Below are 20,657 nucleotides of genomic sequence, written 5' to 3' on the forward strand. Positions count from 1 at the left end.
CTCGCCGCGACACTGATCTGGCTGACCTGATTCGCAGGACAAGCCCTAGCCGAATAGCGCCTGGATCTGGCCACGTCGCGAACGGGTCCGCGGCCTGTACGACGTTCCGGGGGTCAGTACGCGGCGAGGTAGACGGTCCCGCCGGCGTCGTCGAGGTAGACGTTGCCGTTCGACGCCGGCAGCACGGCCGCGTCGTACTGCTCGCTGTGTCGCCACTCCGCGTTCTTCGGCAGGTACGCGCGGAGTGGCTGGGGAACGTCGTCGTCCCAGCCGGCCGGCGCTGTCTCCCAGGTATAGCCGCTCCGGGCCGCCGCGAGATCGGTCTCGGCGAGACCGACCACCGCCTGGATCGTGGTGTCGCTGGGCCCGGGCACCCGGTTGTCGGTGAACACCGTCGTGGTGGCCTGCCAGTGCACGTCGCGGAAGGCTCCGAGCGCCGGGAAACGCTTCGTGATCGGCTCCCGATCCGTGCGTACCGGCGTAGTCGAGTGCGTCACCGACGGCGTCGGCGACCGGTCCGCCGCCGGGGTGCCGTCGCAGCCGGCCAGAGCGAGCACGACGACCGCCGCCACGATCCACCGCCTAGCCATCCGACCGTCCGTCCGCACGATCCTCGCCCGGCGCATCCCGGTCCGGTCCGGTCCGCTCCCGCCGCTGGGCGCGGCCGCGTCCGGGTCGCCGATCGTCCACGTCACCGTGCGTTCCACCTCTCCGTACGTGCGGAATCCGTCGGCCCAGCCCAGCGTCGAGAACCGGCCGTTGTCGTTGTCGGGCGCTCCGGTGGCGATGTCGGCGGCGTCCCGGTTGAAGTTGTACCGGTCCTCCGCGTGCACGGTGACGCGCATCGTGATCTGGTCTCCGTGCACCTCGACGTCGGCCGTGCCGTACAGCGTGTGCTCCCCCAGCGCTTTCTGCCAATTCTCGGTCGACGCCCCGTAGCCGGTGTGGGCGAGCCGGCCGGCGCTGGACGGGTCGCCGGTCAGCTGGAACCCGGTCTGCCCGGTCTGGAGGTAGAGACGCTCGGCGTCGCGCTGAGCGGCGCTGATCTCCGCGTCCACGGCCTTCCGGATCGTGCCGTCCTCGCGGTAGGCCTCCTCGTAGTCCACCCGCAGGTCGGTGCCGGTTCCCTCGAGGTAGTGGGCGTACGCCTCGGTGGCGTCGTCGAGGTCCGGACGCGCGGCTCGGGCGCCGTCCAGCTGCAGGTTCCACTTCTCCCAGCTCGCATAGTCCCTCGGGGTGGCCCGCGCCTCCGGGTCGTACGGGAAGTCGTCGTCGAAGCGCAGTGCGGGCGCGGTCGGTGGCCCGATGCGGTGGGACTGGCCGCGCGGGCCGTCGAGGCCCGGGGTGACGGCGACGATCGTCGCGGCCAGCGTCGAGGCGGCACGCAGGTCCGGCATCAGGCGGTACGCCGAGCGCAACCGGGCCACCGTGTCGTGCCGGGCGTCCCGCTCGACCCGCAGCGCGTCGTCGTACGCGACGCTCGCGTGGCTCCACAGTGTCTCCGCCGTGGTCCGGACCCGGTCGATCGCGTCGCGCTGGGTCGCCTCGATCAGGAAGTCGCTGATGCTCGTCGTCGACCGGAGGTCGTTCCACTGCCGCAGCGGAGCCGCGAGCCGGACCGCCGGCGACTGGGTCGTGACGATGTCGGCGATCAGGTCACCGAGCGAGGTCTCCGCCGCGACTCCGTCCTCGACGAGGATCTTCGCGCGGTGCTGGGCGGCCGCGTAGTCGCTGATCGCGGCGCCGGCCCGGTCGTAGCCGTCGTACAGGCCCTCGGCCAGGTCGACGCTCTCGGTGAGCCGTCGCCGGCAGAGGTCGTAGGCCTCCGAGCGCCACTGCACCGAGCCGCCGCGCAGCCGGGTCAGGCGCGGCAGGGCCGACCGCAGCAGGTCCCGGGCGCGCAGGCATTCCTCGGCGACCACCCGCACGAACTCCGGGCGCATCCGCTCGATGAACGCCACGTCGTCGCGATAGGCCATGCGCGATCAGTCCGGCCGACCGCTCGACGGCACGTAGGTGGCCGTGGCCAGCAGCGTCGTCAGTTCGGCGGCGGCGGCCAGATCGGCGTCGCGGTAACCGCCCGCCGCGGCGCTCACCCGGGTCGACAGTGCCACCAGCAACGCCGCCACGTCCTGGTACTGGTCGCGGGCGAACTCGCCGAACGTACGCATCGCCGCGTCGACGTCCGGATGGCTCCGTGGCTCGCCGGCCTCGTCCAGCAGGAAGAGATCGAACACGCCGGGCTTCAGGTCGTGTGCGAGGTCGTGCAATTCGGCGGCGGCCCCCGAGAGCGAGGCCGGGCTGGCCGAGAGCTGCTCCGGCTCCATGACAGACGCCCCTCGTCGACGGAGAGCAACGATCGGTGACGCCAGCGACACGGATCGGAGCGCCGCCGGGTTCACCGGGACTTTTAACCGCGGAAGGCGTCGGCGTGTGTCGTCGCCCAGTCGCGGAACGTCCGGAGGGGACGCCCGAGCAACGCGGGCGCGCCGTCGTCCACGGACGCGTCGTCGTAGCCGCGGCCGAAGAACTGGAAGAACGTGCCTCGTCGTCCGCCTCCGGCTCGAGCTCGATCGGTCGTTCCCGGACGTCGCCGAGAACGGCCGCCCGTTCGGAGGGCGGCAGGGTCTCGGGCCCGGTCAGGCGGTAGCTCCGGGCGTCGTACCCCGGCGTGCGCAGCACCAGGCTAGGCACCGCGGCGATGTCGTCGGGATCGATGACGGCGATCGGTTCGCGCGCCCGCTCAGGGTGTTGGACATGAACCCGCTGGGGCGCAGGACCGTCCACCGCAGCCCGCTGTCACGCACGGCGACTTCAACCGGACGACGGCATCGCCGAGATCGCCGCCGACGACGTACCCGCTGGAGAGCAGCACGACCCGCTCGATCCCGGCGGAGGTCGGCCGGCACGCCGGGCAGGTCCGGGTACCCGGCGAGCAGGAGCGCCGCCGGCACGCCGGCGTGGGTCGGACGCAGGCCGGCACGGTCGGCGTCGACCCGGGTGACCCCCGCGAGGGCCGCGCCCGTCGACCCCGGACGGACCAGCACACGCACGGGGGATGCCGGGCCACACCGCCGCCCACGGTGCCTGACGCACCGGCGACCAGCGAAACGCCGTCATCTCGAGTCATGCCGTCGCGCGCCCCGTTCCGGGCATCCGTCGGTGAGGTCCCACGGTAGGCAGCCCGAGGAAACCCCGGCGTGCCCGACGGACCGCACGGCTCGGCGCGCTCGTCCGCGTGCGTCTCGGCCCAGGTGGTGAGCGCGGTCAGCGAGCCCCCAGGTCGGTGAGCGCGTAGGCGCCACCTTGTTTCCCCGGCTTCGTTACCAGGCCGCTGGCGACGGCCTGGGCCAGCGTCTTCCTGGTGATCCCGCCGGCCCGTCGGTGCAGATCCGAGTACCGCTGCGGGCCGTGCGCGAGTCCGACCGATCAGCCAGGTCCCCGAGGTCAGTTCCAGCGTGGTGCGGGCCGGACAGTCGGCCAACGGAACGTCGTACCCCGTCACGGCAAATCACCCTAGGGCCGCCGCTCGGTGACGTGGCGGACGACGCACGCTCATGCCGAGTTGAGGACGTCGTGATCGTTCGCCGCTAGGTTGCGTGTGCCCCTACCGTTGCTGCCGTGAACCCCCCGAGCGCCCATCAGCAGCAAACCCGGCGCATCCTTGAATCGGTCGGGTGGCACGCCAATCGCGCTGTCAGTACACAGAGATGGGAGTCGGAACTGGTAGCAGACGGGTTCCCACCCATGCACTCGATTGCGCTTCAGTTCCTCTCCGAGTTCGGAGGCCTCACCGTTCCTGATGGTGGGGCGGGCGTCACCCGCGCCCGCGAGCCAATCACGCTCGTACCAACCGAATGCTGCGGCGAAGCCGACAGATTCATCGAATGGGGCCGGCAGATCGGCCGCGACATCGCTCCGATCGGCGAGCTGGCCAGCGGAACCTGCGCATGTGCGTTTCTTGGCATCGACGAGCAGGCAGAGATTTACGTCGTGGACGGTGTTCTCGCCACCTTCGGTCAGATGCCGCAGGCCTTGGACGAACTCGTTCTCGGATACATGCCTCGCAAGATCACCTGACTCATCACGTCCGGGCGGGCTGTCGTAGAGACATCCGGACCTGCCGCCGAGGGGCGATCGTCGTTTCGAGTCGGCGTTCGTTGCTGCGGACGCGACGAAACCCGAAACGCGGGTGCGTCCCGGGCCGGAAGCTCGCCGAGGTGTTCCGACCCGCGGGCGTCTTGCCGGACGACATAATCCTGCCCATGATGGCAGCGCGGTCGGCGAACGACAGGCGGCGCATCATCGTTATCGCGATCGCCGTGACCGTCCCAGTCGTGCTGTGCTGTACTGGTCTGGCTGGCATCGTCACGTACGCCAATCTCTATTTGCCTGGCCCGGAGACCTCGTCAACATCAGACCCCACCACCTCAACCGCGGCGGCAGCGCGCAGGTCCGCTGCGGCGCCAAGCAGCCCTGCGGCGCCTAGGTCGAAGACACCCACTCCGAGGATCGCGAGCCCGCCCCCATCAGAATCGGCCGCGCCACCGAAGACCAAAGCATCGCCACCTCCGTCGGTGACGTTCCCACCCAAGACACTCGCGGACTTGCAGGCGCTCAGGCTCGCCGGCCTTCCGGCCGACCAAGTCCTGTCGGTGAAGAAGGCAGGGCTCGCGGACTGCCCCACCACCGTTGTTCGTGTCGTTCTTAAGAGGGGCAGAACTGACCGGGAGATCGCGGCTACCGTCGTCCGAGCCCTCTACGACGCAGGCTTCAGCACCGCCTGCGGTGGGAGCGTATTCGCCGGCTACAGCAAAGCGACGGCCTCAGGTGAGGGAGACTTTCCGGACGCTGGCTTGATGAATTTCGACGGACCTCGGGGCGCCGGCGATGGCAAGCACGCGATCCACGTCGTCGTCGGATCGCCGGTCAACCCTCGCCTGCAGTTCGATCTGACGTACTGAGTGAGCGGGCGGTGACCGCGACGTTTCATTTCGGCCGCGAGTAGCGCACGACGTTGCATCTAAGCACTCAACCCCAACAGGGGCTCGGTGGTCCTGGAACATCCGCACATGCCGCCGTCAGCAGGTTGGTTCATCGGCCCAATGAGATCCCGGACTGTGCTCGCCGGCGGATCGAGGGGGTATCGCAGTCCCCTATGCTGACCTCTCAGGAGGGGTATGGGAACGTGGGGCGAGGGTCCGTTCGATAGCGATGGGGCGCGTTCGCAGCGTTGAAGCCACTAAGGCTGGAACCACCGCCGTCGAAGCCGTTCGCCCGGTGGCGCGCGGATCGCTGCGCGCTGGAATCTGCAGCGCGCAGCGCAGCGTCCGTTCGCGGGCTACCTCTTCGTGCCGGACCGATCAGTAGTTGATCGACGTCGCGACGTCGTTGAAGAAAGTGTTGTCGAAGTTGACGCCTTCGCCGGGGAAGATGGCCTTACCGCGACCCTTGCAGTTAGCGTGCTCATAGATGTTGATGACCTTGTCGGACCGGTTCCAGATCCGGGTGGCCTCGTCGTTGAATCCGTCGGGCACGAAGCTACGGCACGGAGTGATCTGCGCGGGGTATTGCCGCCAGAGTTGACCGGTGAAGTCGGAGTGTTCCCACAGGCACACGGTGCTGGTGTAGCAGTCGGCGCTGCTGGCCTGAGCCGGCGTCGCGAGAATCAGGCTGGCCGAGAGGCCCAACAGCGCGGCGAGCAATGCGCTCACGGCGCTGCGACGCCCACGCGGCCGACCGGAGCGAGTTCGTAGGGTAGTAGGACTCATGGAGCCGGACGGTACCGACCTAAGAATTAGTACGCGATCGCTCGGTACGTTCCTGAAAGAAGCTGAATGCCCCGACCGGGCATCTTCAGCCGTGTGTCTACCATCGTTCACCAATCATATGTGCGCATTGCGATCGACATGTCGCAGCGAGTGAGTGCATGGCTCATTGCTTTGGCGCGGCGACCCTCGCGCCAGACGCGTATCGTTAACGTCCCTTGGGCGACGAAGATCCACTGCGGGCCAGCCGAGATGGCTAGCCTTGCCCACGGCTCCGGGACAGACGGGCAGGACGCTCCACCCGTCGGCGCTTTCTATCGGTGCGGCGACGGCTGCCTCAGAGCCGCCTTCACCACCGGCGAACCAGCCGGACGACGTCATCAAACCTCTCCCCAGGGCTGACGACACGTCATTGGCAGAGGCGCAAGAGCGCTTCCCCGACGCCACAGCGCATCCCGATAGCCAGGGGCAGCCGCGCGGAGATGCACGCTCACGCCGACGAGAGTAAGTCGCGGAATATCTGTGGACACAGTTCCGGCTTGCCCTCTGGGAGACCGACGGCAGCCTCGACACAGACGTACGAAGTAACTACTTTCGCGAAATGCATGGCAGGACGATTTCCGGGCGATATTGAACTTATGGCTGGAAGTCTCTCGGGCGGCATCATCGGCTTGGTCGTCGCGGTTGGCGTTGGGCTGTTCGGAACGCAACCCGGATTCGGTGACGACCGCTTGCCGGTCGGCGCGACCGTTCGGGTATCGGTCTCAAGCACCGGCGGCCAGGCCAACGGCTGGTCAGGTCGATCATCGGTCAGCGCCGACGGGCGCTGGGTCACGTTCGCGTCGGACGCCACCAATCTAATCCCGGACGACACGGGCCACCACGTCTTCGCCTACGAATACGCGACCGGACACCTCGTCCGGGTTTCGGCATCCACGAACGCCGAGCCCAACCCGGACGGCGGCCGGATGCCGGTGATCAGCGCCGACGGCAACCGCGTCGCGTACCGGTCGACGAGCAACGTCCTGGTGCCCGGCGACACCGACGGCCGGGCGGACATCTTCGTCCGTGACCTGCCGACCGGCCGCACCACACGTGTCCTGCCGGCGCCCGACCAGCCGCCGAGCCCGCCGAGCCTGGATGCTGCCGGGCGGCTGGTGGCGTCCGGTCACCTGATCGCGGACACGGCCACCGGCCGGGTCGTCGACGTCAATGTGACCCCCACCGGCCAGCCGGCCAACGGCCGAGTCTCGAGCCTGACTCTCAGCGGCAACGGGCGGTTCGCAGCGTTCTGGTCGACCTCGACCGACCTGGTCCAGGAGCTCCCCGTTGTGCACCGGAAGGTAAGCCCGGCGACCTGGGGCATGTTCGTCCGGGACCTTTCTCGCCGAACGACGCGGCAAGCCCTCTGGTGGGTCGACCTGACCCACCGGCCCCAGCCGACCGGGCTAGCGATGAACTACGACGGCCGCTACGTGGCCTACTACGAGAACGGCAACGGTCGAATCCTCAAGCGGGATGTATGGCGCGACACTAACCTGCTGGTCGCGGACGCGAACCAGCAGAGCGCCTGGCAGATTCCGGACACACCGAGCATCAGCGCGGACGGCCGATACGTAGCGTTCAGTAGCGAATGGGGTCGAGACCTCGTGTTTCCGCGCGGGCCGAGCTACGGGCCGGTCATCTACGTGAAAGACACGACCACCGGAACGAGCCAGTCAATCCGACCGTCAGGTACGGGCTCGTCAGGTACCGGCGGACCGGTGATCCGGTACCCCAGCCTGAGCGCAGACGGCCGATTCCTCTCGTTCACGACGAATGCTGAGGGACAGGTACCCGGCGACACCAATTACCTCCCAGACGTATTCCTGACCCGCCTCCGATAATCCTGGTTCCGACGGACAGGTGCTGTTCCGGGCCCCGCGATAAACAATTCGAACAGCCCAACCCGCGCTCACAACTCCGATCGCGGCGTCCTCTTCTGTCGCGGTGCGGCTTGCGCGCCTTGGCCGAGTGCACAGGTGGATCCGCACCGTCTCACGCGGCTGCCGGAGGCGCAGCACCCCTCGCGCGAGCACACCGGCGCACTCCAGCGGATGGGCTAGGTCGCTGGATACATCGCCCTAGGTACTGCAGTATGCCGGCGCGGAACTTCGCTCCGAGCCGCTCAGCGGTCGGCACGGCATCGTGACTACCCGATCCCCGCCCACCGACTTCAGGCACCGCAACGCGATCTGCTCAGTCCGTCGTCCTTCTTATGGCTTTTATGGGCATACGAGGTTTATGGTCAGGGCGTCTAGCGGCAGGCAATCGGGGGAAGCTATGCCACGCCTGGGGGTTTCGGCCTTGGCCGCCGTAGTTCCTCGCACTGGAGTTCGCCGTTCTCGCGGGCCCCGTGCGGCGACCGCAAGGCAAACAACTCCGTTACGCCGGCTACCGGCGCTTCGGACTCCTGCTGCATCAGCACCCGGGACGGGCACTACCTCACGGCAGTCGGAGGCGGCGGCCGCACAACCGACGCCATCCACTTCCGGATCCGCTGCAGCTAAATGCGGCGGGCGCCTGAGACGGCCTACCGGTTCGACCAGCGATTCAAACCATGCCGCGAGTCTCGACCCTAATGGCTCAAACGCACACCCATGCCAAGTTCGAATGAAGATCGAGGAGAAATACCTATGACATCGACCCGTTGGATGCGCTGCCTCACTGCAATTCTGGTTGCCGCTACGGTAATAATACCGGATGCGTCGCCGGCGGCCGCCGAACCGAATTACATACAGATTCGCAGCTTCTTGAACAATAGATGCCTCGACGTCGCTCAGGGAAACCCGGGTGACGGCACTAGCGTGGTCATGTGGAGCTGCCAAAACATCGCCGAGCAACTCTGGTACTGGGACGGCGAACAGATTCGAAGCAAGCTGAACGACAAGTGCCTCGACGTCGCTCAGGGAAACCCCGGTGACGGCACTAGCGTGGTCATGTGGAGCTGCCAGAACTACGCCGAAATGCGCTGGTACCGGTATGGGCAACAGATTCGCAGCCGGCTCAACGATAAGTGCCTCGACGTCTATGAGGGAAATCCAGGCGATGGCACCAGGGTCGTCATGTGGAGCTGCCAGGACTACGCCGAAATGCGCTGGTATTGAGGCTTCGAACAACGCCGTGGCCGCACAGGGTCCGTGGCCACGGCGTGCCGACCGTGCTGCTGATAACGCGCGCAGTTCCGGCGTCAGTGCGCCGAGCTTCGGCGCACTGACGGCTTCCCACGGTCCCCTGCTCGCCGCGCAGTACTAGGCGTGGCTGTCAGAGATCTCAACATGGCCCTACCCGGACGCGCGTGAGGATTCGAACCACAGTTATCGGAGTCCGGGTCGGACTTACGTCGGTGACGTGGTGCGCGCACGACGGCGATTGCAGGTTGGGACAGCGTTGACGGTGGCCCTCTGCCTAACCTCCATTTCGGGAGGGGCTGCACAGGCTCAGTCTCGGGCTCGTGGTCGGCCGGCCGCAACGGCCACCACGGCGGCGACGCTCCACCGGATGTGAAACGCCAGTGTCACAAACCGTCTATACATAAGGAGCGAGGATGAGGTCCGCAGTGCCGGCCAGCACCATGGGTGCATCTTCGAGGGTCGCGTCGGCACCGTTCCGCTGTACCGGCTCAATCACCCCACGGCCGGAGACCGGAACTAAACCACCCACTACTGCGAGGTACAGCGCGACGTTGCTCACGGCTTCGCTTTTGAGAGAGTCGTTGGTTAAATCTGGCCACTACCCGGGCCGGACACAGTGCCGCTGTACCGGACGGTGAATCTGCAGACCACCGATCATCTCCTCACGACCAGCCAGGGGGATTCACCGCTGCGACGACGATCCGTGGACACGGCAGCCTAGGTATCGGAGGTCACATTCTGCCCTGAAGCCCTCCCGGAAGAGTCGTCCAAGGTGGCGTCAGGAACGGCCGGATACGTCGAACGCTCCACTCAATTGGCGCGGAGCGTTGAAGCTTTAGTGTCGTTCGGCGCTCCTCGTCGGCGGTTGGTCTGCAGCAGTCGGACGAGATTACCTCCTAGAGCGATTGCATGAGAGCCCGGCGCAGCGTGGACTGGATGGCTCACGGTACTCCGGCGCAGAGTCGAAGACTGCTCCGGAGATTCGTGGCGCAAGATCGCGGCGCAGTTGGCTCAGATCGGCCCGTGGGAGTTCGAGTCGTACCGATCGTGAGACCGCTAGCAATTCATTGCGCGGTTCGTGGAACTCGGAATCCGACCGGAGAGACGTCCGCTAATGCCGCCGATATTGCGTACCTCTCTGCAACCGGTGCCGCGAGGTGAACAGACCCTACCGGGAACCGGTGACATCGCCACCAGGGAGGCGAAAGGTGTTGCGGCCGCCCTGGGCTTCGATGCGAAAGCGCAGCCGCACGAGGGCGTACGCGCGGCCGACAACGTCCTGTTCACGTTCCAGCACATCACATGGAATATCGATCTGAGCGGGAAGCCCCAGCTCGGTAGCTGGTAGCTCATCCCAGAGGAGAACAGGCACCTTCTCGACAATGGTGGCAGTGCTCCCGTCCGCCTCCCGGAGGTGCACTTCCATCCAACCGGGCCATTCGGCGTCTACCCAACGCACCACCTCGACTCTGATGTAGCTCACGCGACGTATGATCAACCGCGCCGCGTCGCGGGGCAACATCACTTACTCGAGCCGTACTCTCGTGCCGCTGATAGGGCGTCCCGCTTTCGCGGGGCGCCACGCGATCAAGTGCCGGTCCGAGTCAGCGGATTGCGGGGACGACGTCGTCTCTGATCATGCGCAGCCGACACACTGACCGCGCCGACAACACACAGCGAGGCCCGTAGCGGGGGTGCGCTGCGGGCCTCGCTGTTCAGGTGGTTCAGCTGCAGGGGTTGTAGTCCCAGCGGTCGTTGTAGCGCTTCTTGTGGTGGCGACGACGACGCGGCTTGCACTCGTTGTAGTCCCAGTCGTTGCACTGGTTGTAGTCGTACGAGTAGTCGTAGCAGCCGCTCATGTCGTCCAGCCTCCAAGAAGAAGTGTGTGTTCCTGCTGTGCCATGAGCTTCGCGCGGATCGGCCGCCGGCGAGATCGGCGACGTAACGGCCGGAACGTTCGCTTCCGAACACTTGCTTATCCCGGGACCCGTTGCCGCGTCAGCGACTGCGGAGTGCGTTCTCCTCAGCCCCTGCGTCGAGCAGCGACATGGTCCACGGCGGTCCGGGGGCCGTGGATTGCCAGCCAGACGCCAGCGCCTGGCGAACTGCGGCCGCCACAGTTGCGGGTAACACTGGCCGGCCAGAGGCTGACAGCCAGTTGCTCGGGTGCGGGCCCGGCAAATCGACAACGAGACAGGCGCCTTGTTCCTCGGCGTTCTCGACGACGAACCTCATCGGCGACCAGGTCAGGGCTTGCGAGTAGGTCGGCCGACGCCGGACCCTCCAACGAAACTGCACGCCGTCGACAGTTATCCGACGAGCGCCTTTCGATGGCAGTGTCATACCCACCCTCGAGGTCGTGACGGAGTTGAGCAGCACCGTAGCTCGTGCCGGCTGGCTCAGTGGTTGCATGTCAAGTGACGCACTCAATTGCCGCGTTTAAGCGACCTTGATGCCCTACCGCCGTCAACCGACGCCCCGGGTCGATCACAGCGCTGCGAGAATGCTCGCTGGCGGCGGGAGCCGCCATTCGACCTCCCATGAGGGCTCCACGCAGGGCAACTGGCCGGCGCTGACCATGGAGGGGAAGCGTGACCCAGGTCCCGGCCCCGTGCAGGGCGATCCGGCTGACGACGATCGAGAGCCACAGCTCGTCGTCGATGACGAGCGGCGCGCTGAACAGCTGCCGGTCAGACCTACTAATCCACCGCCGGAAACACTATTGGTGAGACAGGCCCTTGCTGCCTCGGAGGGCTCGCTCATGCCGCGGACAGGCTTTCGCGACGGTGTTTCGTCCTCGCGGCGCCGGCGGCGTTGGCGGAGTGAACGACGACGACACCGATATCGAATGGTCGACCCTCGAAGGCGGCCCGTTCCAGGACCTCTACAACCGGCCAGATGGTGTCATCGCCGCCCAGGTCATGGTCGAGCCAGAGCTCATCAAGCCGGTGGCCGCGGTGCCGTTCGAGAAGCTCGACTCCGGCTGAGCTCGTGCGCGCTACCTCGGCCGGCCGGCCGTCAACGAACGAGCGCAGATCATCGACGAGGACGATCGTCGGCTTGCGCTCTGTCATCGCACGATGATGTCGGGTCTCCCACCGTGCCTGGAACTAATATCCGAATCTCACGCTGCCAGGCCGTACGCGCGGGATGGACGGCGAAACTTCGTCGCCGTTCTACTCGAGCTGTCGATACTGTCGGGCTCCAGCCAGGCCGCATGGGCGGTCGGCCCGTCCATAGAGTGGTCTCCTGCCTGGCCCAGCAGCAACGACGACCCCTGTGGCGTCCGACCGGGCGCAGGGAACCGGGGTTGGTGCGTGAACTGGACCAGCGCGCCTGGCCGCCCCGGCTCGCGGAGCGGCTGATCTTCTATCCCGTCAGCGACGGGGACCGCGGGAGACGACTACCTCACGAGAAGGGAGACCCGCATGGGAGTGGCATCTGAGCGCTCTGGTGCGGCCGGCCGTGACCTGGGTCAAGAAGCTATGCATCGGCTCCAGCTCAGCGCGGTGTGTGCGATCGACCCTGGGCTGAGTGACACGGAGTTCGCTCGGATCGAGCACGAGTTCGGATTCCAGTTCGCCGATGATCACCGCGCCTTCCTCGGCGCGGGACTGCCGGTCAACTCGCGGCCCAGACCTCGCCAGCCCGGGGTGATCTACACGTATGCGGAGCCGTGGCCGGACTGGCGTGCGGCAATACGCGAACCGCTCCGCGAGCGTCTGGCGTGGCCGTCCGAGGGGGTGCTGTTCGACGTCGAGAACAACGGTTTCTGGTTCGACGGATGGGGCTCCCGCCCAGGCGACACGGCCTCGGCGCTGGCCATCGCCGCACGCATGCTCGCGCAGGTCCCCCGGATGGTGCCGATCTATGGACATCGTTACCTGCCCGCCGGCAGAGGGACGTTCGGCCATCCGGTGCTCTCGATGTGGCAGACCGACATCATCCACTACGGCATGAACATCGCCGATTACATCGATCGGGAGTTCGGCCGTGGACAGACTGCCGAGGTCCCTTGGGAACCGCAGGCAACCGTCGAATTCTGGACAGACCTCATTTGAGCCCAACCGACGCACTCACATGCCGCTGATCGGACAGACACCGACCTCGCCCCGGGCACGCCCCGTGCCCTTCGCGGGTGGCTGATGATGCTCTCGCGATCAAGCTCACCAGGGACCAGGCTCTGATGCTCTCCGGCTGGCTCGACCGGATGATCGGCTCGCCGAGGTTTGATGACCTGGTGAACGAGGAGCGTGCGGTGTGGTCGCCGCTTTACGCGATCGCCGGCACGTTGGATCGGGCGCTCGTCGAGATCGTCATGCCCGACTACTCCGAGCGCCTCCAGGCGGCACGCGGACGGCTACTGGACAGCCTGGGAGAGGTCGGCAGCCATCGTCCGCCATCGAGCGACGCTCTTACGGATTAGTGGGCCTCATATTGTCGGCGATCTGCCTCCTGACCTCACCTGAACTTCCATCGATTGCCCTCAACGAGAAGCTCATCATCGGAGCTAATTCTGAGGTAGGAAATTTTTCCGTAACTGTCCTCATTTGGGCGGATCAACACTTGCAGCTCGCGTCCGTGTGGCAACCACAGATGGATCTGACGTGCTCCCACTAAACCTTTCCATCTGAGCACCGTCGGCCAGCGCTCGTCGTCCAACCAGACTTTGACCAGGTCCCATCCGTCGTTTCCCGACACCTTGAGACGACCACGGTAAATCCCATCCATGATGTCGACTTCAAGAGTGGTTCCTTTGCACTTCACGACGTGCGCGCTCGGTCGTCGGGCTCCGTCCGCCCCGGGAGTCGGAGGCACCGGTACGTCGGGCGGGATCTCCGGGGCCACCGGCGCCCGCGCGATCGCCCGTTGCAGCTCGAGAGTCGCCTCGCGACCGCCTTGGTGGTAGTCGATCTGATGCTGCTCGCCGAGCCCTCCGGGAAGGGAAATCTGCTGCCGAAGCAGCGCGACTCTGACCGGGAGCACTGGACGTCGAAGATCCAGCGCGTACTGGTGTTCCAGTCGGCATGCCGGCGAATACAACGCTGCGTCACTCAGTGCAAGAAGGAAGACATCGCACCAACTGATGTGTTCCAGGATCTCCGACCACCAGATCTCTCCGCCGGAGAACGATCCATCGGACCAGACCTCGTGACCGACTGCCGTCAAGTCTTCCTCGATGCCCGAAACTGCCGCCCGATTCTCGCGCGCGTAACTGACGAAGATCCGCCGCCCCATGCGACCAGTATGCGATCGCCGGTTTGCCGGGCAACCGCAGCCAGGCTTGTCGGCGGGCACCGCGCACCCCTAGCACAAAGCGCTCTTCTGTCGCCGACAAGACGGGCGGCACGCGACGTCGTCAACTACGGGCGAGCATTAGCGACGCTGATCCGAGGTCCAGTGGATTGATCCCCGCATCGATCGTTCGCCCCGTCGATTGCCAGGATGGTGTCGGCCTCGCAGTCGATCTCGACGGCTTCCTGGGAATTCACGGCGACCGGTGGCGTTTCGCCGACACCCATCCGCCCATCACCGCAGCGCAGGCGCCCGGAACAGTGCCTGTTCAGCCGGGGCGTGGTGGAGACAGCACCGACGCTGTCGGAGGCTGTCCCTATGGCGGCACGGTGCGGTCAGTGACGGGGCGTCCGGCACTGGAGGGCAGCGGCCTCCCTGGTCTGTCCGGAGGCGGTCGGAGCGTGAGGCGCCGGCCTAACCGACGACCAGGCTTCGTTGAGGGCCAAGGGAAATGTCCGCCAGCGCTGACCGCACTTCAGCTGCCGAGCTACGCCGATGGCCGCGGGCATCGGCGTGCTCCTCTGCCGCAGTCAGCCTTTTGGTGCGCTATCGCCGTCACCGACGCAGCCGCAGCACAGCCGCCGAAGTCGGACGCATCCCGCAGGACTGCTCGTAGAACGTCGCGAGGTGCGGCTCGTAGTCGACGTGCAGCCAGTGGCAGCCCAGCTCAGCGGCTGCGGCCGCCGCTTCGCTGACCAATCGGGCCCCGACGCCACGACGCTGATACTCGGGATGGACCGCCGTATCGAGCAGCACGGCGTGCACCCCGCCATCCCCGATGACATCGACGAAGCCGACGAGCTCGCCGGCAGCACGGGCAACCACCCAGAGAAGACTGTGTTCTCTCAGGCGCGCGTGCCACGGCTCGTCGTGGCCGTCGTCGTCCACGCCGAAAGCTGATCGATGCAGGTCGGTGAGCTCACGATCGCTCACGTCCCCCCGTACTCGATAGTCGAGAGCCTGGTCATCGATCACGGATCACGGTAGCTCTCGACCAGCGGGAACGAACACACCCCACTGCCGCGGATAGCGTGCCCCCGATCTGCACGGCCAGGTCGCTGCTGCCGAGGGGGTACCTCGGGGCAATAGGTTCGCCCGCCCGGTCAACCGGCAGCGCGCCGCTAGCTGCCGGTCGCAGCTAGGTACCGAAGGAACGCGCCGCCGTCTCCAGACGCTCCCGGTACTCGCTCCACCACGCCTGATCGCCCTCGGGAAGGTTGTCCCCGGGCCCGCGCCGCCCCACCTGGCCGTCGATGAGTTCACGCACGATGTCGGCATGCCCGGCGTGCCGATGCGTCTCCGCGGTCACGTGAACCAGCACCCGGTGCAAGGTCACGGCTCGACGCTCCGGTTCCCACCACGGCACCGAGCCGACGGCGTCCAGCTCGAGCGCGTCGATCGTCCGGTCGGAGTGGGCTTGAACCTCCCGGTAGAGATCAACGATCTCCGACCGTGACTCCTCGGTCGTCGCCCACATGTCGGCGTTCGGGTCCGCGTCCTGGTCGTCGATCCACGGCAGATGCCGGAACGGACGACCGAACGTCAGACCGAACCAGCCCGACTCCACCCCGGCGAGGTGCTTGACCAGTCCCAACAGGTTGGTGCCGGTGGGCGCACCAGCGGCCGGCGGACGTCGTACTCGGACAGCCCGTCCAGCTTCCCGAGCATGACGTCCCGGCCCTGCCGCAGGTAGGAGCGCAGATCATCCTTCAGGTCCTCAGCGGTCACCCCCCAGAGCATGCCAGCGGGTCACGCCCGACCTGGCGGCATGGCCGGACGCTGATCACGTCGGATGCGGATTCATCGGCAAAGCCAGACGCCATCTCCTTCGTGCCGAGTCACCGCTCCGTCCGACCGCCGAACAAAAAAACGACGAACCGGCTGACCAAACATGTTCGCCGGGCTGGAGGAGCAGTGGTCGCGGGAGCTCGACGGCCCAGTCACCGGCCGCCACCAGGGTCACCCTTGTCGACCGCGCCACCGGCGCCGGACTGGTTCGGACAACTCCGCCGGAGTCATCACCGTGACCCAACTGCAGCTGCACACGATGACGCTATGACGTGGCCAGTCCTCTGTCGAATCACCCTCACCCACGAGATCCCTCGGCCGTGGGGCGGGTCTGGACGTGCGGATCGCAATCGCCGGAGTCAACCGAGCGGTGCGGGCTTGGCTCCGTGACCTGAGCACGGCGAGGCCACGACCACTCCGTTCACGTCGTCCAGCGTCCGCCCGGCACAGGCGATGACCTGACTCCGATTCGCCGGATCCACCCGGCCGTCCCGGTGCGCGTAACACCCGGCGAGCTTCTGCCCGTCCCAGCGGCGTCACGACTCGCCCGAGGCTCACGGCGCCGCCGTCCACGCGCCACACCCGGTCGACGTCCTCCGCGCTGGTGTGCGCGACGACGACCCACCCGTGGGGCCGACGGGGGCGCGCCCGAACTCCCGAACAGGAGTTGCGGAACCGCCGTAGCCGACGACGGCCCGTGGGACGCGATGCCCGCCCGGCGAACTTGCGTGGACGACGGACTAGGAACTTGATGGTCCATCGGCGTGGGCTGTGTGATGATCTCCGTCGGGTCGCTAGCTCAACTGGTAGAGCATCCGGCTGAATAGCGCGTCCGCTCTCCGCCTCCGCGGTCATGGGAGCGCTTCCTTCTCCTTCTATTGGACCGGAAGGTTCGGGGTTCGAGTCCCCGGCGACCCACATGTACGAGAAGCTCGTCATCCAGAGAACCTTGCGCGTGCCGGCGAGCACCGGCGTGGCCGGCGACGCCGCGCCGGTCGCGCGCCAGTTGGACGCGGCGCTGCTCGACGCGGGGTTCGCGGCGTCGCGGGCGTTGCTGGACCACATCGGTGCACTGGCCCCGGCGGAGGCGATGGATCTGGCCGCCACCGTCGTGTCCGCGGTGCGCGAGTTGGTCGGCGACCACGTTCGACACAATGCCTACTTCATCGGTTTCCCCGACGGTGTGCCGGATACCGTGGAGTTCTGGGTCGAGCGGTTGCGCGCAGCGGTGCTCGCCGGCGGCGGCAGCGCGACCGATGAGCAGTTGCGGGACGCGGTGGGATCCGGCGGGGTCAACCTGCTCGAGCTGCCGGCCTACGGCATCTACCAGCACACCTACGACGAGCTGCTCGCCGCGCACGACGATCTGGTCGCCACCGCGAGTGACCGGGTCACCCTGCTGTCTCTGGGCGACACCGCCGAGGTCGAAGTAGAGCGCCTGTACCTGGCCCTGGCCGGTAGTACGACGCCGCACGGCGAGGCAGACCTCGCCATCCTCAGCGAGCTCGCGGTCGCCTGCATCGACGGCGCGCAGCCGGCCGAGATCCCGGTGCGGGAGAACCGCGCCGTACTCAACGGGGTCCGGATCGTCCTCGGCAGGCCGCTGGTCGCGGTGGACAGCCTGACCGATGTGCTGCGTCTGGCCTGCCAGGTCTCCGGCGGAGATGTCTCGCTGGCGGCACCGACGCGATTCCGTGCCTTCCGCCGCCGGGAGCGGCGAACCCTACTGGCCGCGCTGGACGAGGTCGTCGCCGCGAGCCCGGCCAAACTCGCTGACGTCGCCCGCCACGCGGAGCGGTGGAAGCGGCTCGGGGAACGCCTGCACCCGCACGAGTACTCTCAGTGGCCGCACGCGCAGGAGGTGTTCGCCGTCGCCCGCGGTGAGCGGCGAGTCCGAACCCTGGCCGGCCGGGCCGAGGAGGCATTCCGCGCCGGAGCCGTCGGTACGGCCGCGTCGGTCCTGTCGGCCGCCCCGGGCCTGCTCCTGCGGTCCGCGGACCGGCTGCTGCGGCAGGCGTCGCCGACGGAGCGCGCCGCCGTGGTCGAAGCCGTGACAGGTGCCCTCGGCTCGGCGTCGGGCCGGGTGCTCTGCTCCCTGCGGGAGCACGTCGGCAATCGGCTGACGCCCGTGTCAGCACGCATGTACGCGAGCCGCTCGCGAAATGCGTGGATCGGGCCGGATCTGCGGCCACCTCTGCCGGCCGAGTTGGTGGCCGAGCTCTCGGCGCTGCTCGACGCCGAGATCAACGTTCGGCTGCCCCGGCGTGAGCACCCACTGCTGGTGGACCCCGAGGTGCTCGACGTCGCGTTGCCGCTGTCCGGCAAGGCCACCGAGGGCGGCTTCCGGGTCCTGCCTCGAGGCTCGCGGGCACCGGTCACCGGTCAGCTGCTGCGCTTCTTCACCTACTGGCGGCAGACCAGCCGCCGCACCGACTACGACCTGTCCGTGCTGTTCCTCGACGACGATTTCCGCACCGCCGGCCAAGTGTCCTGGACCAATTACCGCCACGGCGGCGCGGTGCACTCCGGCGACGTCACCGATGCGCCCAACGGCGCGACCGAGTTCATCGACGTGCCCCTGAAGGTCGGCGGTCGCTACGTGGTTCCTCAGGTCAACATCTATTCCGGCGAATCATTTGACGAAGTCGCCGAGTCGATGTTCGGCTATCAGGCCCGCGCCAGGAACCAGCGCGGCGCGCCGTTCGACGCCCGAACCGTGCGGGCGCGCTCGCACATGCGCGGCCCGGGCCGCGTCGCGCTGCCGATCGTCTTCGCCAAAGGCGAGCGCGGCTGGCAGGCGGTGTGGCTGCACCTCTACCTCTCCGGCCGTCCGTCGTTCAACCGGGTGGAGGACAACACCTTCACCACCTCCGACCGAGTGCGGGCCCTGATGGAACGGCGCTACCTCACCGTTTCCTACCTGGTCGATCGCTGGCGCACGGAGACCGAGGTGATCGCGTGGGACGGTCGGCTACCGGACGAGCCGGTCACGTTCCTGGGTATCGAGGCACCTGAAGGTCTGCCCGCGGGCTCGCAGGTGTATACGCTGGATCAGCTCGGTGAGCTGATCCCCGAGTAGCCGGCGCTACTCAACCTGCCTGGTAGTAGCGCACGTAGTCGATCGACGCCGTGAACGGGAATTGGCTCTGCACGGGGTTCTGTCCGGGGTAGGTGCCGCCCAGCGCCAGGTTGAAAACGATGTGGAACGGCTTACGGAACTCCTCCAGGGTCGCCGGCGTCGTGTCGATCACGTGCGTCTGGACGCCATCCACGTACCAGCGGATCTGCGTGGCCGTCCACTCGATCGCATAGAGGTGGAAGGCCGCGACGTTGGTGACGCCGGGGTTCGCGACGTAGTTGGCGTTCTGCCCCGCCGTCCACGGGAACACTCCGGTCCGGAGGTCCCAGAAGATGTTGTTCGTCACGGTCGCGTTCGCGTTCGCGTGTTCCATGATGTCGACCTCGCCGCAGCTGGCCCAGTTGCTGGGAATGCGGTCGTAGTAGTTCTGCGCCGGGTTGTAGGAACCCGTGGACGTCTCGTCGCAGGCGTCACCGAGCATCCAGAAAGCCGGCCACGAGCCGGTGGCGGTCGGGAGCGCCATCCGCGCCTCGATGCGGCCGTACTGGAAGGACCTCTTCGTGTCCGTCGTCATGCGGCACGACGTCTGGTAAAAATTGCGGCCGTTGACCGTGATCGGTGTCGTGAGCCAGTTGGCGCGCATCACGAGGTTGCCGCCGGACTGCGCGCAGTTCTCGGGCCGGTACCAGTCCCACTCGCCATTGCCCCAGCCGTCGAAGGCATTGAGGCCTGGGTTGAGTCCGTTGCCGACGTTGTAGTTCCAGTTGGCGCTGCTGGGCGCGCCGGATCCGTTGAACTCGTCGGCCCACACGAGGTTCCACGCTGCGGCGTGTGCGGGCTGCTGCTGGACGACCGCGCCGCCGACGAGCGCGGTGACGGCCGCGACGAGGAGGGCCATGACGCGCCGGCGGCTGCGCGGCAGTACGCGGTCCACGAAACCTGCATCAATCGCCACGGAGAACGTCCTCTCGCCGAGAGCGGTTCGATCCACTGCAGCGGTCCACATGCGACCTACGGACGTAAACAGTGTTGCGTAAATATTTCTCGTTGTCGACGCGCTCGTCACAGCACGCGCATACCGCACAGAAAACTGCTTTCAGTCAGCCGACATGATCATCGGCGACGTCGGAGGCGCCGCACCCTGACGCCGCCGCGTCTTCGGACAGGCCGGCCTTCTCGTTCATTACGGTGCCGACACCGGCCCCCTGGAGACCCTCATCGACGCACTCACAACCGTTCAACGCCAGGACGCTCCAGAAGATGCTGCGTTCAAGCCGGGCGACGAAGTGAGGCTCGTGGGCGAGGTGCCGGCTGCCCTCGTCGGATACGACGAGATGTGGCTACGCGAAACCGTGTTCGTCGTCCGCTACGTCGGACGAGGTCCAACGGTCGACGTGCAGTCGGGGTTGGCCGAGGACTATGTGATCGCGACAGTTCCGACCGCCTCGCTGGCGCTGTCATGACGGCGAGGAATCCGCAGCCGCTCGTGGCCTGACCAGCGTCAGCGTCGTCGTGCCTCGGCTTCGGTCGTCCGTCAGTGGCGCCTCCCGTGCG

General features: G+C 67.0%; 17 protein-coding genes, 1 tRNA gene and 2 pseudogenes. 10 read left to right on the forward strand and 10 right to left on the reverse strand.

All coding sequences use genetic code 11. The annotated features are described in order from the left end of the window. Nucleotides 1–113: 113 nt before the first annotated feature. Both ABD437_RS01895 and ABD437_RS01900 read right to left on the reverse strand, forming a co-directional pair. The gene (locus ABD437_RS01895) at nucleotides 114–1,979 is read right to left on the reverse strand and encodes a hypothetical protein (protein WP_344646958.1); all 1,866 of its coding nucleotides are present in this window, start codon (nucleotides 1,977–1,979) and stop codon (nucleotides 114–116) included. 6 nt (nucleotides 1,980–1,985) lie between these two features. After that, nucleotides 1,986–2,327 carry a hypothetical protein gene (locus ABD437_RS01900; RefSeq protein WP_344646959.1) on the reverse strand — a complete coding sequence of 114 codons (342 nt, stop codon included), beginning with the start codon at nucleotides 2,325–2,327 and terminating at the stop codon, nucleotides 1,986–1,988. Between the two features lie 1,294 nt (nucleotides 2,328–3,621). Here ABD437_RS01900 and ABD437_RS01905 point away from each other — a divergent pair. Both ABD437_RS01905 and ABD437_RS01910 read left to right on the forward strand, forming a co-directional pair. Further along, the gene (locus ABD437_RS01905) at nucleotides 3,622–4,080 is read left to right on the forward strand and encodes an SUKH-3 domain-containing protein (protein ID WP_344646960.1); all 459 of its coding nucleotides are present in this window, start codon (nucleotides 3,622–3,624) and stop codon (nucleotides 4,078–4,080) included. A 497-nt stretch (nucleotides 4,081–4,577) separates the two neighbouring features. Further along, nucleotides 4,578–4,964 carry a hypothetical protein gene (locus ABD437_RS01910; protein WP_344646961.1) on the forward strand — a complete coding sequence of 129 codons (387 nt, stop codon included), beginning with the start codon at nucleotides 4,578–4,580 and terminating at the stop codon, nucleotides 4,962–4,964. 399 nt (nucleotides 4,965–5,363) lie between these two features. On the opposite strand, the gene ABD437_RS01915 is transcribed toward ABD437_RS01910, so the two are convergent. Further along, a complete protein-coding gene (locus ABD437_RS01915; RefSeq protein ID WP_344646962.1) occupies nucleotides 5,364–5,714 on the reverse strand; it encodes a peptidase inhibitor family I36 protein in 351 nt (116 codons plus the stop codon). Between the two features lie 659 nt (nucleotides 5,715–6,373). On the opposite strand from ABD437_RS01915, the gene ABD437_RS01920 reads away from it, so the two are divergent. The 3 genes and pseudogenes from ABD437_RS01920 to ABD437_RS42940 form a co-directional block, all read left to right on the forward strand. Then, on the forward strand, nucleotides 6,374–7,654 hold the full coding sequence (locus ABD437_RS01920; protein ID WP_344646963.1) for a TolB-like translocation protein: 1,281 nt from the start codon (nucleotides 6,374–6,376) through the stop codon (nucleotides 7,652–7,654). Nucleotides 7,655–8,443: 789 nt separating this feature from the next. Next, on the forward strand, nucleotides 8,444–8,914 hold the full coding sequence (locus tag ABD437_RS01925; protein WP_344646964.1) for an RICIN domain-containing protein: 471 nt from the start codon (nucleotides 8,444–8,446) through the stop codon (nucleotides 8,912–8,914). 985 nt (nucleotides 8,915–9,899) lie between these two features. After that, nucleotides 9,900–9,992: pseudogene (locus ABD437_RS42940) on the forward strand (Imm8 family immunity protein); the annotation flags it as partial. A 117-nt stretch (nucleotides 9,993–10,109) separates the two neighbouring features. On the opposite strand, the gene ABD437_RS01930 reads toward ABD437_RS42940, so the two are convergent. The 3 genes from ABD437_RS01930 to ABD437_RS01940 form a co-directional block, all read right to left on the reverse strand. Then, a complete protein-coding gene (locus ABD437_RS01930; protein WP_344646965.1) occupies nucleotides 10,110–10,424 on the reverse strand; it encodes a hypothetical protein in 315 nt (104 codons plus the stop codon). A gap of 241 nt (nucleotides 10,425–10,665) precedes the next feature. Continuing rightward, entirely contained in the window at nucleotides 10,666–10,800 is a 135-nt protein-coding gene (locus ABD437_RS01935; protein WP_344646966.1) for a hypothetical protein, read from the reverse strand. 900 nt (nucleotides 10,801–11,700) lie between these two features. Next, on the reverse strand, nucleotides 11,701–12,015 hold the full coding sequence (locus ABD437_RS01940; RefSeq protein ID WP_344646967.1) for a cyclic-phosphate processing receiver domain-containing protein: 315 nt from the start codon (nucleotides 12,013–12,015) through the stop codon (nucleotides 11,701–11,703). Nucleotides 12,016–12,426: 411 nt separating this feature from the next. Between ABD437_RS01940 and ABD437_RS01945 the strand changes: the two genes are divergently transcribed. Continuing rightward, nucleotides 12,427–13,002 carry a hypothetical protein gene (locus ABD437_RS01945; RefSeq protein WP_344646968.1) on the forward strand — a complete coding sequence of 192 codons (576 nt, stop codon included), beginning with the start codon at nucleotides 12,427–12,429 and terminating at the stop codon, nucleotides 13,000–13,002. Between the two features lie 77 nt (nucleotides 13,003–13,079). Continuing rightward, the gene (locus tag ABD437_RS01950) at nucleotides 13,080–13,367 is read left to right on the forward strand and encodes a hypothetical protein (protein ID WP_344646969.1); all 288 of its coding nucleotides are present in this window, start codon (nucleotides 13,080–13,082) and stop codon (nucleotides 13,365–13,367) included. A 35-nt stretch (nucleotides 13,368–13,402) separates the two neighbouring features. Here the strand turns inward: ABD437_RS01950 and ABD437_RS01955 are convergent, their stop codons facing one another. The 3 genes and pseudogenes from ABD437_RS01955 to ABD437_RS01965 form a co-directional block, all read right to left on the reverse strand. Further along, nucleotides 13,403–14,179, reverse strand: a complete 777-nt coding sequence (locus ABD437_RS01955; RefSeq protein ID WP_344646970.1) for a toll/interleukin-1 receptor domain-containing protein — start codon at nucleotides 14,177–14,179, stop codon at nucleotides 13,403–13,405. A gap of 612 nt (nucleotides 14,180–14,791) precedes the next feature. Continuing rightward, nucleotides 14,792–15,211: a GNAT family N-acetyltransferase gene (locus ABD437_RS01960; RefSeq protein ID WP_344646971.1), complete on the reverse strand. Its 420-nt coding sequence runs from the start codon at nucleotides 15,209–15,211 to the stop codon at nucleotides 14,792–14,794. A gap of 163 nt (nucleotides 15,212–15,374) precedes the next feature. After that, nucleotides 15,375–15,964: pseudogene (locus ABD437_RS01965) on the reverse strand (DinB family protein). Between the two features lie 848 nt (nucleotides 15,965–16,812). On the opposite strand from ABD437_RS01965, the gene ABD437_RS01970 reads away from it, so the two are divergent. Together ABD437_RS01970 and ABD437_RS01975 are read left to right on the forward strand one after the other, a co-directional pair. Beyond that, a tRNA-OTHER gene (locus ABD437_RS01970) sits at nucleotides 16,813–16,942 on the forward strand. A gap of 1 nt (nucleotide 16,943) precedes the next feature. Next, entirely contained in the window at nucleotides 16,944–19,103 is a 2,160-nt protein-coding gene (locus ABD437_RS01975; RefSeq protein WP_344646972.1) for a hypothetical protein, read from the forward strand. A gap of 10 nt (nucleotides 19,104–19,113) precedes the next feature. Here ABD437_RS01975 and ABD437_RS01980 read toward each other — a convergent pair whose 3' ends face one another. Further along, nucleotides 19,114–20,058: a glycoside hydrolase family 16 protein gene (locus ABD437_RS01980; RefSeq protein ID WP_344646973.1), complete on the reverse strand. Its 945-nt coding sequence runs from the start codon at nucleotides 20,056–20,058 to the stop codon at nucleotides 19,114–19,116. A gap of 340 nt (nucleotides 20,059–20,398) precedes the next feature. On the opposite strand from ABD437_RS01980, the gene ABD437_RS01985 reads away from it, so the two are divergent. Beyond that, nucleotides 20,399–20,566 (forward strand): hypothetical protein, encoded by a 168-nt coding sequence (locus ABD437_RS01985; RefSeq protein ID WP_344646974.1) that lies wholly within the window; start codon nucleotides 20,399–20,401, stop codon nucleotides 20,564–20,566. Nucleotides 20,567–20,657 lie beyond the last annotated feature (91 nt).

This window comes from Cryptosporangium japonicum (assembly GCF_039524755.1).
Taxonomy (GTDB): domain Bacteria; phylum Actinomycetota; class Actinomycetes; order Mycobacteriales; family Cryptosporangiaceae; genus Cryptosporangium; species Cryptosporangium japonicum.